Source organism: Rhizobium sp. F40D2 (genome assembly GCF_051810745.2).
Classification (GTDB): domain Bacteria; phylum Pseudomonadota; class Alphaproteobacteria; order Rhizobiales; family Rhizobiaceae; genus Rhizobium.
On record NZ_JBPWQX020000001.1, the window covers coordinates 351,676 to 366,273 of the forward strand.

Genomic DNA, 14,598 nt, shown 5'->3' on the forward strand with positions numbered 1-14,598 from the left:
GCTTCCGCGAGGCTGGTGATCCGCGTCTGGGGATAGCCGACGATCAGGTCGTAATCGCTGAAGCCTTGGAGATCCGAGGTCAGCGCCTTCGAGCCGGCGTCGACGACGGCGCTGTCGGCGGGTTTGGGGGCGAAATAACGGTGCAAGATGGCCGATTAGGCCGGTGCCACGCTGCCGATCGTCTGCCTGAGCTGACGTATGTCGCGCACCGGGGGTGCGCCGAATTGCCTGAGATATTCGCGACTGAATTGTGAGGCGCTTTCGTAACCGACTGCGAAGGCGACGTCCGAAGCGGTTCGGTCGCCGGAGAGCAGCAGTTGTCGCGCCTCCTGCAATCGAAGCTGCTTCTGATACCGGATAGGGCTGAGCCCCGTCAGTGCCACGAAGTGGCGGTGCAGGCTGGCGCGGCTCATGCCGCTTGCGTCGCACAGCGCTTCGATCCGCAGCCGCCCGTTCTGGTGATCGCGAATCCATTCGACCGCACGCCGGATCCGGCCGAGTGCCCCCTCGGGTTGGGCGATATGGCGCAGCAGGCGTCCCTGCGGGCCTTGCAGGAGACGATAAAGCAATTCGCGTTCCGCCATCGGCGCCAGAACCGGAATGTCGGCCGGGGTGTCGAGCAACGCCAGCAGACGCAGCAGCGTGTCGCGCAGCGGTGGGGTCATCGCATTGATTGCGATGCCCATGCCAGGCGCATCGGCGTCGCGCACCGGCGGCATGGTGGACGCGACCTCGGCCAGCAATGCGGGATCGAGGACGAGCGACACCGCGACATAGGGCCGGCCGCCATCGGCATCGTGGATCTGGCCGCTCAGCGGCAGATCCAGCGCGCTGACGAGATACTGCGAGGAGTCGTAGCGCAGCAGCGTGTCGTGGATCACCACATCCTTCGACCCCTGCAGGATGAAGCAGATCATCGAGCGGTACAGGCAAGGCGCCGTGCCTGATGTCGCTTGCCCCACGCCGATCTCCAGTCGCTGGATCGGCGTAACGGTCATCCCCGATCGCGCGTGGCGCAGGGCAAGGTCGATATGCGGCTGGAGATGATCGGTCATCAGCCTTCTATGGCATTGTTTTTCGAGCAAGCAAAGAGCTTGAGACAATCAGGCAATAGATTGAGAGCATTGGGCGGGCGGGCGCGGCGCGCTCTGCTTATCTGGTTGGCATCGGAACAACGCCGCAGCGGTGCGGCCTTCCGGAAAAACCATCCACGAAGGACAGACCATGACCAAAAAGATTGCACTCATCACCGGCGCCAGCCGCGGCCTCGGCCGCAGCATGGCGCTGCATCTTGCCAAGCGCGGCGTCGCCATCATCGGCACCTATCGCAGCGCCGCGGCAGAGGCCGATACGCTGCGCCAGGAGATCGAGGCGCTGGGCGGCCAGGCCGCGATGATCGCGCTCGACGTCAGCAATTCGGCGAGCTTCCCGGCATTTGCCGAGACGGTGGCCGACACGCTGAAGACCCGCTTCGGCCGCGAGCAGTTCGATTTCCTGGTCAACAATGCCGGCCACGGCCTCTATGCGCTGCTGACCGACGCGACCGAGGAACAGTTCGACTCGCTGATCGACACGCATCTGCGCGGCCCGGTCTTCCTGACGCAGAAGCTGCTGCCGCTGATCGCCGACGGCGGGCGCATCCTGAACGTCTCGTCGGGCTTCGTGCGCGTCACGATGGCGGGCTACGGCCTCTATGCGGCGGCGAAGGCGGCGATCCAGACGCTGACCAAGTTCATGGCGGTCGAGCTGGGCGCGCGGCAGATCCGCGTGAACACGATTGCCCCGGGCGCCATCGCGACCGACTTCGGCGGCGGCGTGGTCCGCGACGATGCGAACATCAACGCCTATGTCGCCGGGACCATCGCGCTCGGCCGTGTCGGCGAGCCCGACGACATCGGCGGCGCGGTCGCGGCCATCCTGTCCGACGACATGGGCTGGGCGAACGGCACCACCTTCGACATCTCGGGCGGTCAGGCGATCTGACCACCGCGCCGCTCCTCCATCCGGAATTGCCGTCACACCGAGAGGCCATCATGCCCGACCCCAGCCTGACACTCATCAGCCACCCGCTCTGCCCGTTCGTTCAACGCGCCGCGATCGTCCTTCTTGAGAAGGACGTGCCGTTCGAGCGGATCAACGTCGACCTCTCGGCCAAGCCCGACTGGTTCCTGGCGCTGTCGCCGACCGGCAAAGTACCGCTGCTCAAAGTGCACCAGACCGACGAGGGGGACGCCATCCTCTTCGAAAGCATGGTGATCTGCGAGTATCTCGAGGAAACGCAGGGCGGCGCGCGCATGTATCCCGACGGTGCGCTGCTGCGCGCCCGGCAGCGCGCGTGGATCGAGTTCGCCACTCAGACCCTGGCCGATGGCTGGCAATTTCTCAACGCCACCGATCCGGCGACCGCGGACGCCAAAGGGGCCGCGTTCCGCGACCGGCTCCGGAAGCTGGAAGCCGAGCTCGGGGCAGGCCCGTATTTCGCCGGCGCCGCCTTCGGCATGGTCGATGCGGTTTACGCCCCGCTCTTCCGCTATTTCGGGATCATCGATCCCGCGGTGTCGCAGGCGATCTTCGAAGGCTTCCCGCGCGTCTCGACGTGGCGGGCGGCATTGGCGGCGCGCCCGAGCGTAGGGAATGCGGTGGTCGGGGACTATGCCGACCGCTTCCGCGCGCATCTGCGTCAGCATCAGGCTCTCCTTGCTGCCTGACGCCGGGCGCAGGGGCGCGCACCCGAACACCATCCAAACAAAGGAACAACATCATGACCGACCACGCAACCAACGAAGCCGGCGCCAGGAGCGCGCTGATCCTCATCGAATATCAGAACGACTGGCTGGCCCCCACCGGCGGCATCAACGGCCAGTTCCACGACCGCGAACAGATCGACACCGCAGTCGCCAATTCGAAGAAGGTCCTCGAAGAAGCCCGCCGCCGCAACATCGAGATCATCCACGTCAGGATGGTGCTCGAACCGAACTACCGGGTGCTGGGCGAAGGGAAGTACGGGCTGCGCAAGATGGTGCGCGACTATGGCTCGTTCCTCGGCGAGCAGACCGATTTCTTCCCGGGGTTCGAGCCTCGGGATGGCGAATATGTCATCAGCGAGCGCACCGGCGGCAGCAGCGCCTTTGCCGCCACCACGCTCGACAGCTATCTGCGCAACAACCGCATCTTCGACATCTACGTCATGGGCTTCGCCCTGCGGCAGTGCGTCGAGTCGACCGTGCGCAACGCCCACGACCTCGGCTATCACACCAACGTTATCTACGATGCGTCGGCGGCCTTCACCAGGGAACACCAGACCGCGTTCCTCAGCGACATCGCACCTTTCTACGCAAATGCGATCACGACGCAGGCATTCATGACGCGAGCTTAAGCCGTTGCAATGCCCGGCGCCACGGAGGTGGCGCTGGGCATCGTTGTTCCGGCCAGCGTGCGACCGGAGCCGCCCCTACCAGACGAGGCCGCGGGCCGCGACGTCCTCGACGCGCGTCACGATCCCACCCCGGTGGAAGACCATCGTATCGAACAGGTTGGACACCACGCAGGTGTGGTTCGGGATGATGAAGAGCTTTTCGCCGATCTGCGGCCGGGGGCCGGTGCAGTTGGAAAGATCGATTACGCCGTGTTCTTCCGAGAGGCTGGTGATCCGCGCCTGGGGATAACCGACGACCAGGCCGTAGTCGCTGAAGCCCTGGAGATCTGAGGTGAGCGCCTTCGAGCCGGCGTCGATGACGGCGCGGTCGGCGGTCGGGCGGGAGACGACGGTGGCGAGCACGTGCATGGCGCAATCGTCCTCGGTGCAATGGCCCATGCGCACCATCTGGCGGTCGTTGTAGATATAGGTGCCGGCGCGGTGTTCGGTGGCGGAGGGGACGAGATGCGCCTCGAACAGGCTCGGCGTTCCGCCATTGCTGACGATCGGGCAGGCGATGCCGTCGGATTTCAGGCGGTCCAGCGTTTCGGTGATGAAGGCTTCGACGGCGGCGGCCGATTGCGGCTTCGGATAGGTGACGATGCCGCCGAAGGTGAGGCCGTCGGCGGCGGCAATGCGCCTGGCAAGCGAGGCCGCTTCTTCAGGCGTCTGCACGCCGCAGCGGCCGCCGCCGGTGTCGCATTCCACAAGCACGGTGAGCGGCTTGTGCCCGGAGAAATGCGCCGCCAGCCCATCGATCGTCGTTTCGCTGTCGGCAACGACCTTGAGAGCCGGAATTTTCTCGTTCAGCCTGGCCAGGCGCTCGAGCTTCTGCTGTCCGAGGATGTTGAAGGTGATCAGAATGTCGCCGAAGCCGGCTGCGGCAAAGACCTCGGCCTCCGTCACCTTCTGGCAGTTAATGCCCTTGGCGCCGGCGGCAATCTGCGCGACGGCCAAGGCCGGGATCTTGTGCGTCTTGATATGCGGGCGGAAGTTCAGGCTGTGCTGATCCATATAGGATTGAACGCGGGCGATGTTGGCAGCCAGCCTGTCTTCGTCGATCACGGGGCGCGGCGTCGAGAGATCGGCAATCCGGTCTCCCGCCTTGGCGACGACGGCAAAGCTGGCATCATCCATCTAGGCGGCTCCGCGTTCTCTTCCATGGGGATCGGCCACGATCGGCCAGATTGTCTTCGGCGCCCGCCGATATGGCGTTGTCGCCGGATTATTGGGATAGGGCGTTCCGGCGGAGCAGTAAAGGATCTCGGCGGCAATCCGGGAGAAGGAGGCGAAGAAGTGATTGGTGGATTTGATCACCAGGATCTTCTGCCTCGTCGGATCGATGCCCATCACCGAAAACAGGCTGGGATCGAAGCTTTGGGCGCGCGTCGAATTGAGGATGATGTCGATACCATCAAGCACGATATGGGCGGCATCGCCGAAAGGCGCTAGGCTCTCGCCGAACTGCATCTCGGCATTCCTCACGAGCTTGACGACCTTGACGGTGCCGTCGATCGGATTGCCGGTGCCGGGCGCCGATTTGGCGCCGAAGCGCAGCGGAATCTCAGCCCCCTCGCCTGCGGCAAAACAGATCTGCACGGCCACCGGATCCCAGATGGTGCCGATGACAGCACTTCCGACGCCGCGGGCCAGGAGCTCGGCGAGAATAACCGTCGCATCCCCTGCCGTGCCGCCGCCCGGATTGTCCCAGACATCGGCGATGACGACGGGCCATGCGGTCGCAGCAATCGCGCGCGAAACGGCTTGCCTCTCATCGATCTGCGGGACCATGAAGGTGCCGCGCTTGGAAAACAATTCGAGGCCGAGCTCGCGCGCCAAAGCCGCGCCCTTCTCTGGCTTGTTATCGGTGATGACCAGCAGCTTCGTTCCCATTTCGGGAACGTCGCCGACCATGAAGCCGTGGATCACCGAGATCGACAGGATGTCGGGATCATCCTCCTCGATCCGCATGATCTTGTCGACGAAGGAGCGCATCGGTTCGCGCGATGTCGGGAAGACGTCGATCATCCGGCAGTCGAACACCGAGATCACAGGCTTGACCCGGCCTTCGAGCGCATCGACGGCGATGCGCCAGAGGTCCTCGGCACGGTCGACGAAATCGGTATGCGGAAATTCCTTGAAGTAGACGGCGAAATTAAGCGCGGCGACGCGCTTCGCCGTCAGATGGCTGTGCGGATCGAGTTCGGCGCAGATGAGCACGTCGGGTCCGACGATCTCGCGCATGCGGGAGAGAAGATCGCCTTCCGTATCCTCGTACCCGGCGGCTACCATGGCGCCGTGCAGGCCCATGACGACGGCATCGACCGGCATTGCGGCGCTGAGCTGGCCGAGGATTTCGTCACGCAATTCTTCGTAGGTCGCCCGGTTGACGAGGCCCGCGGGATCGGCCCAGGTCGCCGTTCCCTCGATCAGCTGCCAACCTTTCTCCTTGGTGACGCGCCGTCCGACGGTGATCGGCGCGGTGCAGAGCGTCGGTGTTTCCGGATGCTGGCCGGGGGGTGCGTAAAGCGAGGCTTCGAATGCGCGGCGATCCACGCAGATCGGGGAAAAAGTATTGGTCTCGGTCGCCAATGCCGCCGTGAAAATGCGCAAAAAAGTGGCCTTCGTGTTGTCGGCCCCGCTTTACCCCATCGGGTTCGGCAGGTAGCCGGTGAAACCTGAGATCTTCCAGCGTCCTTGGTGAAGCCTGCAATAATAGAGCGTCTGCCATTGCAGGATGTCGCGGGTGCCGTCCGCCTTGGTAATGCCGCCGTCGAACTTCTTGCGGACGAGCGCCATCTCGCCTTCGATCTCGATATCTTCGAGCGTCGTGGTGGTGAAGATCGCCGTGCGCGGATCTTCCGCGAAGCTCTGCTCGGCGAAATCCTTCGCCTGTCTCAGCCATTCCTGGCGATAGGCCGACAGCGTCGGAAAGGCCAGGCGCCACCTGTCGGGGCTGACCTGCTTCTGGGCATCGATGCCGATGAAGCCCTCTTCGACGAAATCATCCTCCACCTTCGACCAGTCGGCGGCGAGAAAAGCATCGATATCGCGCAGAACGAGCATTTCCCAGATCGCCTGCCGGGCGCTGTCAGAGGGGAAAGGATTCTGGAAAGGATCGCGCATATCTGCCCCGGATTGAAATTCTTTTCATAATTTCTGTTTTTCACTGGCCAAATTCTGCTTTCTATGGTCCTTTGTCAACTTATCAAGAAAATAATTTGCAAGGACGTCAGCATGCCCATCAAGCGCTATGGCACTGTTCAAACGGGGGCCGGCGGCAAGGCGCTGCCTTTCGCGCGTGCGGTCGAAGCCGACGGATGGCTCTATGTTTCCGGGCAGGTTGCAATGGAAGATGGCGAGATCATCGACGGCAACATTATCGCCCAGACCCACAAGACAATCGCCAATGTTCTGGCGATTCTCGAGGAGGCCGGATATGGCGTCGAGGATGTTGTGCGCGTCGGCGTCTGGCTCGACGATCCGCGCGACTTCTGGACCTTCAACAAGATCTACCAGGAGTATTTCGGCGAGCATCCACCGGCACGCGCCTGTGTGCAATCGTCGATGATGGTCGATTGCAAGGTTGAGATCGACTGCGTGGCCTATAAGAAGAAGGATGGGTGAGGAATAAGGGCGGGAGCGGCTTTGGATATCTTTTCGACATTGCAGGAAGACAAGGGCCGGCTCTCTCCCTCCGAAAGCCGCATCGCGGAGATCATCGTCAACGACTTCGAGTTCGCGGTGAATGCCTCGATCATCGAGCTTGCCGAACGCGCCGAGGTATCGCCGCCGACCGTCACCCGCTTTTGCCGGCGGCTCGGCTGCGAGAGCTTTTCCGATTTCAAGGTGCAGCTCGCCCGGACTGCCCATATCGGCGTGCGTTATCTGAAGCCGGAATCGAAAAGCACCGACCCGGCCGATGTCGCCCAGGATATCATCACCAAGGCGCAGAACGCGCTCTTTCTCCTGCATCGGTCGCTCGATCTTGCCGCAATCGAAGCCGCTGTTTCGTTTATCGCCAAGGCCGATATGATCTATGCCTTCGGCTCGGGCGGCAATTCGTCGATGATCGCCGACGAGCTGCAGAACCGCCTCTTCCGTCTCGGTCTTCGCATCACGGCAAGTTCCGATCACAGCATGCAGCTGATGATGGCGGCTGCGGCAAAGCCCGGCGATGTGCTGATCGGCTCGTCCTTCTCCGGGCGCAATCTGGAACTGGTGCGGGCCTTCGAGCTTGCCCGCGGCGCCAAGGTGAAGACGATCGCGCTCACCCAGACGGCAAGCCCTGTTGCCAAGGCCGCCGAAATCGTCGTGCCGATCGACCTTCCCGAAGGCAACAATATCTATCGCCCGACCTCGACGCGCATCGCCTACATCGCGACGGTCGATATTCTGTCGAGCCTTGTCGCTTATGCCGTGCAGCCGAAGGCGACGACGACGCTGCGGCGCATCAAGCAGCAGCTCGTCCTCCACCGCGACGGCGACGACCGGCAATTGCTTGGAGATTGAGGTTCATGAACGGGAGCGACAGAAAATGACGAAGTCGATTGCGATCGTCACCGGCGCTGCGGGCGATATCGGTGCGGCAATCGCCGCACGGCTCGCCGATGAGCACGACGTCGTGTTTCTCGCCGATATCGATGCTGCGGCTGCGGCCGCCGTCGCCTCGAAGCTCGGGCCGGCCGATCGCTTCGTGGCCGCCGGGTGCGATGTGACCAGCGAGGCGAGCATTGCAGAACTGGTCAGACGCGCCGCCGATGCCGGTATCGTGCGAACGCTGGTCAACAATGCCGGTGCGGCGCGCGCCACCAGCCTGCACGAGACGACGCCCGAAATCTGGCGGGCTGATAATGCGCTCAATCTCGAAGCGGCATTCCTGTGTTTCCGCGCCTTCGAGCCGATGCTGAAGGCTTCGAAGGGCTCGGTTGTCAACATCGCGTCGGTCAACGGCATGAATGTCTTCGGGCACCCGGCCTATAGCGCCGCCAAGGCCGGCCTTTTGCATTTCACCCGGCTGGTCGCCGTCGAATACGGCAAGTTCGGTATCCGCTCCAACGCCGTTGCACCCGGCACCGTGAAGACGCAGGCCTGGGAGAAACGCGCCGCCGCCAATCCGAATGTTTTCGAGGAAGCGCGCCGCTGGTATCCGCTGCAGCGGGTCGTCGATCCCCAGGATGTCGCCAATGCGGTTGCCTTCCTTGCCGGTCCGCTTGCCGCCGCCATATCAGGCGTCTGCCTGCCCGTCGATTGCGGTCTCACGGCCGGCCAGGCCGAACTGGCGAGAACCTTCTCGCAATCGGAGCATTACTGATATTCAGGGCTCCGATCTCCGAGCCGAAACATGGCATGACTTTCGAGACTGCCCGCCGCGGCCGCGCCTGCCGATTTTCCCGACGATTGATGACCCGATGAGCCGCCTCTTCCCCGACGTCTTCCGCAATCCGGCGATCCGCGCCAGCATGATCGCCATCTTCACCTTCGGCATGGCAGGGGCGATGACCGCCCCCTATCGTTCCATCGTCGGCATCCGCGAACTGGGCTTGAGCGACGGTCTCTATTCCGTCCTGGCCTTCGCCTCGGCGGCGGTAAACGTCGTCATCAGCGTTCTGCTCGGCAACCTCGCCGACCGGCTCGGCGAGTATCGTTCGGCGATGATCGGCGCCTGCATCTTCGGCATCGTCGGTTACGGCATGGTCTATGCCTTTCCGAGCGCGGCGGTTTTCATCATCAGCGGGCTGCTGCCGTTGCCGATCTACGGGGCTTTGAATTCGCTGCTGTTTGCCAATGCACGCGCAGCGATGCACGGCATGAACCGCAATGACATGGTGACGGCCAATTCCGGCGTGCGCGCGATGATCTCGCTCTCCTGGGTGCTGATCCCGGGCATAATGGGCCTTGCGCTTTCCGGCGCATCGAGCATGCTGCCGGCCTATCTCTTTGCCGCCATCTCCTGCCTGCTCTGCCAGGGCATCATCGTCTTTTCCCTGCCGAAGCGGGCGGGAGCGGAGATGGCCGCGGTTCATCATCTCTCCTATCTCGGTGCGCTCAGGCAGGTGGTGTCGCCACGGATTTCGGCGCATATCGCCGGCGTCGCGCTGATCACCAGCACGCTGCATCTGAACGACGCCCTTCTGCCCTTGATCGCCACCGGTGCTGCCCATGGCGCGCTCAGCGATGTCGGTATTCTCGTCGGCATCGTTGCCCTGCTGGAGATCGTCTTCATCATCGTCTGGTCGCGGATCGCCCGGAAGACTGGGCAGATGACCGCGCTTGCCGCCGGCACCATCATCTATGCCCTATTCCTCAGCCTTCTCGGCTTTGCCTCCGAGCCATGGCACCTCTATGCGCTGACCTTGCTCGCCGGCATCGGTGCTGCGGCGATCATCAGCTTTCCGATCACCTATCTGCAGGATCTCATCGCCGATCGGCCGGGGCTTGGCAGTGCGCTGATCTCCGTCAATATCTTTGCGAGTGCGGGGATCGGCGCACTGGTTTTGCCGCCGGCACCTGGATGACAGGCTATTCCGAAACCGCGATGCTGAGCGCCGTCACCGGACTGTCGGGCATCGCCATCCTCGGCCTGCTGCAGCGACGGAATGCCGTTGCGCCTGGTGATGTCGAGGTTCAGTAAAATCCCGCCGAAAAATGTGGCTTTCATCACTATCCGTCTTGTGACAAGGGTGGTGCACCATTTCCTTTGAAGGCGACATGAAGGCAATCTCCGGCACGAATCTCGAGCAGGCCAAGTCTCACAACCGGCGTGTGGTGATCGAGGCCGTGCGGACCAACGGTCCCTTGTCGCGCGCGGCGATCGCCCGGATGACGGCGCTGACCGCCCAGACCGTGTCGAATATCGTCGAGGAACTGGAGCGGTCGCATCTGCTCGTTCCGGCCGAGGCCCAGAAGCTGGCGCGCGGCCAGCCGATCATCCCCTATTCGATTAATCCCGCCGGCGCCTATTCGATCGGTCTCGAACTCGGCCGCCAGCGCGCCAGCGGGGTTCTGACGGATCTTTCCGGCGCCGTCTGCGCGCGCATCGAGCGTCCTGTCGAACATCCCGATCCGCAACGGGCGATGCCGGTTCTGCAATCGATTGTCGAGGACATTCAGCAGGCCTTCGAATTCGACCGAAACAGGCTGCTCGGCGTCGGCATGGCCCTGCCCGGGCGCTATGCCGATGGCGGCATCACCTCTCTCAGCCCGCAAAACCTGCCCGGCTGGCAGGATTTTCCCGTCGGGCATGAGCTGGAGCAGCGGGTCAAGGTGCCGGTGCTCGTCGAAAACGATGCGACCGCAGCCGCGATCGGCGAGCGCCTCCACGGCGTCGCCCGTGGCTTGAGCAGCTTCGTCTACCTGTTTCTTGCCGGCGGCGGCGGCATCGGCGCCGGAATGTTCCTCGACGGCCACCTCTACAAGGGCAGCCGCAACAATGCCGGCGAGATCGGCCATATCATCGTCGAGCCGCACGGCAAGCTCTGCAGCTGCGGCAAGCGCGGTTGCCTGGACCGCTACATCTCGCCGACCGTCGCTTACGAATTCATGGGCATAACCAATGCCGAGGAACTGTCTTCAGACGATCTCGACGCGCGGATCGCCAAGGGCGGCGAAGGCTTGGATGCCTGGCTCGACCAGGCCGTCCAGCCGCTGCGGCAGACCCTCGACTTCCTCGAACTTGCCTTCGATCCGCAGACCATCGTGTTCGGCGGCAGCATATCGACATCGCTGATGCGTCGGCTTGCGGAACGGCTGGAGCCGCTGTATGTGCCGATCGACCCCAACCGGGCGCGGAGCGTTCCCCGGGTGATGATCGGCATGACCGGCAAGGATACCGCCATCCTCGGCGCCGCGGCGCTACCGATCTTTTCCGAAACCAATCCGCGCTTCGACGTTCTGCAAAAGCCGGTCGGCTAAGCAACGGTCGAGCGGCTATTCAAACAGAATGAGACTTGCCGGCGTTGGCGGCATCGGCTTGACTGTGACGCCGGTAAGACCGGCCAGTCTTGCCATCTCGGTCAGCTCATTTTGCGTATAGGCTTGGCCCGCCGGCGTGCCGGCGAGCATCTCCCAGGAGAAGGCCGCCGGAAAAGGCGGCGACACGCGATCCTCGTTCGGCACGAAATCGACGGCGACGATCCGGCCATCCCCTGCAAGGCTGGCGATGATCTTTCGCAGCAGCCCTGCGCATGTCGGCAAATCGAAGTGGTGCAGGAAATTCGGCAGCAGGACGAGATCATAATCCGTGCCCCAGTCGACATCGAAGGCACTGCCGGCGATCGTCCGATACCGGTCAGCGACGCCCGCTCTTTCCGCATTCTGCCGCGACAGCTCCAAGACCGCGGCCCAATCGACGGCAACGATCTCCGCCGACGGAAGGGCCTTTGCAATTTCGATCCCGAACAGGCCCGGACCTGCGGCAATGTCCAGAACCTTTTTGAAGGGCTTTCCCAAGCCGGAGATTTCGTCAGCCAGTATTTTGGCGCTGAGGCCGGTAAAGGAGCCCATGCCGCGCGCAAATTTCAACCAGACGGGATTGTCCGGCGACATGTTCGCCAGCCCGGGCGAACCGCCGTTTCGCACGACGGCCGCCGGATCGCGCAGAAAATTATCCAGTATTTCGGGTGCGGCGACGAACTCGACCGCGGAGCCCATATAGGCCGGCGAATTGCGATCGAGGAACATTCGGGTCGCCGGAGTCATCCGGTACTCTCCGCTTTCCTTTGTCAGGAAACCATGGACCACGAGGTAGTCGCACAGGATGCGCACCCCACGCTCCGAGGCGCTGGTTGCCGACGCCAGCAAGGCTGCCGTTTTGCCCTCGCCGATATGGGTAAAGAGATCGAGCTCGATGGCCGCCCTGATCGCTGCCGTCTTTCGGCAGGCAAACAGTGCATCGACCACGAGTTCGGGTGACACGACGCCAGCATCGGCATCCTCGACGATCGTTTCCATGGTATCCCCCAAGAGCCCTCGATCGGTCCTGTCTGGCAGTGCCAGCCGCGGGAATTATGCGTACATTCGCATATTCTACAATACTTACCATGCTAACCCGATCGGGTGCCCCAAGGGCCGACCGGGACCGCTGTATCACGGTCCCAATCTTTTAGCCTTACGACTGTTGCAGCCCATAAAGCAGCGGCATCAGCCCAGCCAGCGCCTTGAAGCGTTCCCACGACTTGGATGACGGTTTCGTCCAGCCGGTTTCGGCCAGTGCCGAAAGGCGCGGGAAAACCAGGCGGTCGAAAACGGCGCGATCCGTCATCGGTTCCGACCAGATGCAGGCCTGGATGCCGAGCAGTTTTTGTTTCTGGCTCGCTGTCCAGCCGCCGATGGGATCGAAGGTGTAGAGCTTCTCGGCATCCGAAGTCCCGGCCCAGCTGGCGCCAGGCTCGTCCCAGTCCGGCCGCAGCGCCATGTCGAGGTAATAGACCTGGCCGGGGCAGACGACCATTGCGTAGCCGCGCTCGGCAAGTTCGGCCGAGACTTCGACATTGCGCCAGCTGCAGAGATAGCTCTTCGCTTTGTCGATGACATCGCCGTGGGCTGCCTCTTCCCAGCCGCCGGTGATGCAGCCTTTGCCCGCCAGGAAACGCTGGACCCGCTCCAGGAATTCCGCCTGCAGGATGGCTGCGCCCGAGCCGTGAATATCGTCGGCGCCATGGGTGTTGGTCACGACGTTCAGCCGCTTGGCATGCGCATCGGCAACCGCATCGCCGGCGACACTGCGCAGCCGCTCAAGCGCCGCCGGCGAGCCGGACCATGCGCCGAGCGGCACTTCGTCGGCGCCGAGATGGATTGTCTTGAACGGAAAAAGTTCGATGAGCTCCGTCAGGATGGTCTCGACGATCTCGTAGGTCTTCTCGAGGGCGGGATTGATGCAATTGTCGGGAAAACCCTGAACCGAATAATAGCTGCCGACCTCTAGCGGATCGCGCAGTTCCGGTATCGCCTGCTGCATGGCGTAGCAATGGCCGGGCATGTCGATCTCCGGCACGATCTCGACGCCGAAGCGCTTTGCCTCAGCGACGATCGCGCGGATGACCGCCTTGGTGTAGTAACCGCCCGTGCGGGCCGGGCTCGAGCCGAGGAGCGGCGGCACCGCAAGGCCGTGGCCGCGCCAGGCGCCGACCTCGGTCAATGCCGGATAGGCGTCGATTTCGACGCGCCAGGCCTCGTCGTCGGAAAGGTGCCAGTGGAAGCGGTTGAGCTTGTTCCAGGCAAGCACCGCGATCAGCTTCTTGACCTCGGCGGCGCCGTAGAACTGGCGGGCGACATCGAGATGCAGTCCGCGCCAGCCCATTGCCGGCTCATCGACGATCTCGCCGGATGCCGGAAACTGGAAGACGCCGGGATGCAGCCTTGCGCCGCGCCAGATCTGGCCGAGGGTGACGAGGCCATAGAGAAAGCCGGTCCGGCTGCTCGCCTCGACCGTCAGCCTCTCTTCGTCAAAGCTCAGCCTGTAGGCTTCGGGGCCGAAGCCGGCGGCATCCTTCAGGGTGACGGGCACGGCACCTTCCGCCTCGGTGCGCACGATGCCTTCGACGGCGAAGAGATGGTCGACCAGCGCCGCGAAGCTTTGCGCCGCCGCCTCCCCTTCGGCGCTCTGTGCCCGCGGCGCAAAACCGGCCGGCAACGGACGGCGCGAAGCGACCGCCACATGCTTCGGCCAGGGAATGATCGACACCTGAACGGGCGCGTTGGCGGGAACCGGATAGATCTCGGCGCCCCGCTTGAGCGGCGCATTGCTGACCGAAGAACGCGTCGGCTCGATGCCGAGCACGATGGTGCTGCCGTCGGAAAGCGCGAGATAGGCGCTCGTCGCTCCGTCCGTCCAATGGCGGAACTGCCAGCTCAGCGCGTAGACCGAGATCGTCCAGGTCTCGCCCGCGGCGAGAACGAAATCGGCCGGCGGCTGGAATTCGGTAAAATTGGAGAGACGCTTCGAGACCGTGGCGCCTTCGACCCGTCCGGCCGGATCGACCCGGCCCGGACCGCTGATGCAAAGCGAGAAGCCCGAAATCGGCTCGCTGCCGAGGTTCTTGAGGCGTAGGACATAGGAGAACTCCTTGCCGTCGGCAGGCGGGTTCCAAAGGGTTTCAAGCCGCAGGGTTTTCGGTCGCGGTATGGACATGGTCACTCTTTCCTTTTGAACATTGGCCTCTTGAGAAGCGGGCTTTTGAAAA

General features: G+C 63.3%; 13 protein-coding genes and 1 pseudogene. 8 read left to right on the forward strand and 6 right to left on the reverse strand.

What is annotated here, in order from left to right; all coding sequences use genetic code 11:
* Positions 1 to 155: 155 nt before the first annotated feature.
* Positions 156 to 1,055: an AraC family transcriptional regulator N-terminal domain-containing protein gene (locus ACS4RS_RS23960; protein WP_439013359.1), complete on the reverse strand. Its 900-nt coding sequence runs from the start codon at positions 1,053 to 1,055 to the stop codon at positions 156 to 158.
* A gap of 169 nt (positions 1,056 to 1,224) precedes the next feature.
* Between ACS4RS_RS23960 and ACS4RS_RS23965 the strand changes: the two genes are divergently transcribed.
* Genes ACS4RS_RS23965 through ACS4RS_RS23975 form a run of 3 tightly spaced genes read left to right on the forward strand, consistent with a single transcriptional unit; the run spans position 1,225 to position 3,376 of the window.
* Complete coding sequence (locus tag ACS4RS_RS23965) at positions 1,225 to 1,983, forward strand: SDR family oxidoreductase (protein WP_439013360.1); 759 nt, start codon at positions 1,225 to 1,227, stop codon at positions 1,981 to 1,983.
* 50 nt (positions 1,984 to 2,033) lie between these two features.
* On the forward strand, positions 2,034 to 2,708 hold the full coding sequence (locus ACS4RS_RS23970; protein ID WP_439013361.1) for a glutathione S-transferase N-terminal domain-containing protein: 675 nt from the start codon (positions 2,034 to 2,036) through the stop codon (positions 2,706 to 2,708).
* 53 nt (positions 2,709 to 2,761) lie between these two features.
* On the forward strand, positions 2,762 to 3,376 hold the full coding sequence (locus ACS4RS_RS23975) for an isochorismatase family protein (protein ID WP_439013362.1): 615 nt from the start codon (positions 2,762 to 2,764) through the stop codon (positions 3,374 to 3,376).
* A gap of 75 nt (positions 3,377 to 3,451) precedes the next feature.
* Here ACS4RS_RS23975 and ACS4RS_RS23980 read toward each other — a convergent pair whose 3' ends face one another.
* From ACS4RS_RS23980 to ACS4RS_RS23990, 3 genes are read right to left on the reverse strand one after another with little or no spacing between them, the layout of a single operon-like run.
* Complete coding sequence (locus ACS4RS_RS23980; RefSeq protein WP_439013363.1) at positions 3,452 to 4,552, reverse strand: D-TA family PLP-dependent enzyme; 1,101 nt, start codon at positions 4,550 to 4,552, stop codon at positions 3,452 to 3,454.
* Positions 4,553 to 6,028: a M81 family metallopeptidase gene (locus tag ACS4RS_RS23985; RefSeq protein WP_439013364.1), complete on the reverse strand. Its 1,476-nt coding sequence runs from the start codon at positions 6,026 to 6,028 to the stop codon at positions 4,553 to 4,555.
* 30 nt (positions 6,029 to 6,058) lie between these two features.
* Positions 6,059 to 6,541, reverse strand: coding sequence for a hypothetical protein (locus tag ACS4RS_RS23990; protein ID WP_439013365.1), 483 nt, complete (start codon positions 6,539 to 6,541; stop codon positions 6,059 to 6,061).
* Positions 6,542 to 6,652: 111 nt separating this feature from the next.
* On the opposite strand from ACS4RS_RS23990, the gene ACS4RS_RS23995 reads away from it, so the two are divergent.
* The 5 genes and pseudogenes from ACS4RS_RS23995 to ACS4RS_RS24015 all read left to right on the forward strand — a co-directional run bounded on the left by ACS4RS_RS23995 (position 6,653) and on the right by ACS4RS_RS24015 (position 11,329).
* Positions 6,653 to 7,042: a RidA family protein gene (locus tag ACS4RS_RS23995; RefSeq protein WP_126824305.1), complete on the forward strand. Its 390-nt coding sequence runs from the start codon at positions 6,653 to 6,655 to the stop codon at positions 7,040 to 7,042.
* A 21-nt stretch (positions 7,043 to 7,063) separates the two neighbouring features.
* A complete protein-coding gene (locus ACS4RS_RS24000) occupies positions 7,064 to 7,927 on the forward strand; it encodes an SIS domain-containing protein (RefSeq protein WP_439013366.1) in 864 nt (287 codons plus the stop codon).
* 25 nt (positions 7,928 to 7,952) lie between these two features.
* Positions 7,953 to 8,729 (forward strand): SDR family oxidoreductase, encoded by a 777-nt coding sequence (locus ACS4RS_RS24005; RefSeq protein WP_439013367.1) that lies wholly within the window; start codon positions 7,953 to 7,955, stop codon positions 8,727 to 8,729.
* Positions 8,730 to 8,826: 97 nt separating this feature from the next.
* Positions 8,827 to 10,049, forward strand: a pseudogene (locus ACS4RS_RS24010) (MFS transporter).
* Positions 10,050 to 10,126: 77 nt separating this feature from the next.
* Positions 10,127 to 11,329: an ROK family protein gene (locus tag ACS4RS_RS24015; protein WP_439013368.1), complete on the forward strand. Its 1,203-nt coding sequence runs from the start codon at positions 10,127 to 10,129 to the stop codon at positions 11,327 to 11,329.
* Positions 11,330 to 11,344: 15 nt separating this feature from the next.
* On the opposite strand, the gene ACS4RS_RS24020 is transcribed toward ACS4RS_RS24015, so the two are convergent.
* A complete protein-coding gene (locus tag ACS4RS_RS24020) occupies positions 11,345 to 12,367 on the reverse strand; it encodes a methyltransferase (RefSeq protein ID WP_439013369.1) in 1,023 nt (340 codons plus the stop codon).
* Between the two features lie 157 nt (positions 12,368 to 12,524).
* A complete protein-coding gene (locus tag ACS4RS_RS24025; protein ID WP_439013370.1) occupies positions 12,525 to 14,546 on the reverse strand; it encodes a family 20 glycosylhydrolase in 2,022 nt (673 codons plus the stop codon).
* Positions 14,547 to 14,598 lie beyond the last annotated feature (52 nt).

Coding starts and splice junctions, on each gene's coding strand:
- ACS4RS_RS24005 (WP_439013367.1), top strand. CDS start 7,953: ATGACGAAGTCGATTGCGATCGTCACCGGCGCTGCGGGCGATATCGGT.
- ACS4RS_RS23990 (WP_439013365.1), bottom strand. CDS start 6,541: ATGCGCGATCCTTTCCAGAATCCTTTCCCCTCTGACAGCGCCCGGCAG.
- ACS4RS_RS23965 (WP_439013360.1), top strand. CDS start 1,225: ATGACCAAAAAGATTGCACTCATCACCGGCGCCAGCCGCGGCCTCGGC.
- ACS4RS_RS23995 (WP_126824305.1), top strand. CDS start 6,653: ATGCCCATCAAGCGCTATGGCACTGTTCAAACGGGGGCCGGCGGCAAG.
- ACS4RS_RS23970 (WP_439013361.1), top strand. CDS start 2,034: ATGCCCGACCCCAGCCTGACACTCATCAGCCACCCGCTCTGCCCGTTC.
- ACS4RS_RS24025 (WP_439013370.1), bottom strand. CDS start 14,546: ATGTCCATACCGCGACCGAAAACCCTGCGGCTTGAAACCCTTTGGAAC.
- ACS4RS_RS24020 (WP_439013369.1), bottom strand. CDS start 12,367: ATGGAAACGATCGTCGAGGATGCCGATGCTGGCGTCGTGTCACCCGAA.
- ACS4RS_RS23960 (WP_439013359.1), bottom strand. CDS start 1,055: ATGACCGATCATCTCCAGCCGCATATCGACCTTGCCCTGCGCCACGCG.
- ACS4RS_RS24015 (WP_439013368.1), top strand. CDS start 10,127: ATGAAGGCAATCTCCGGCACGAATCTCGAGCAGGCCAAGTCTCACAAC.
- ACS4RS_RS23975 (WP_439013362.1), top strand. CDS start 2,762: ATGACCGACCACGCAACCAACGAAGCCGGCGCCAGGAGCGCGCTGATC.
- ACS4RS_RS23980 (WP_439013363.1), bottom strand. CDS start 4,552: ATGGATGATGCCAGCTTTGCCGTCGTCGCCAAGGCGGGAGACCGGATT.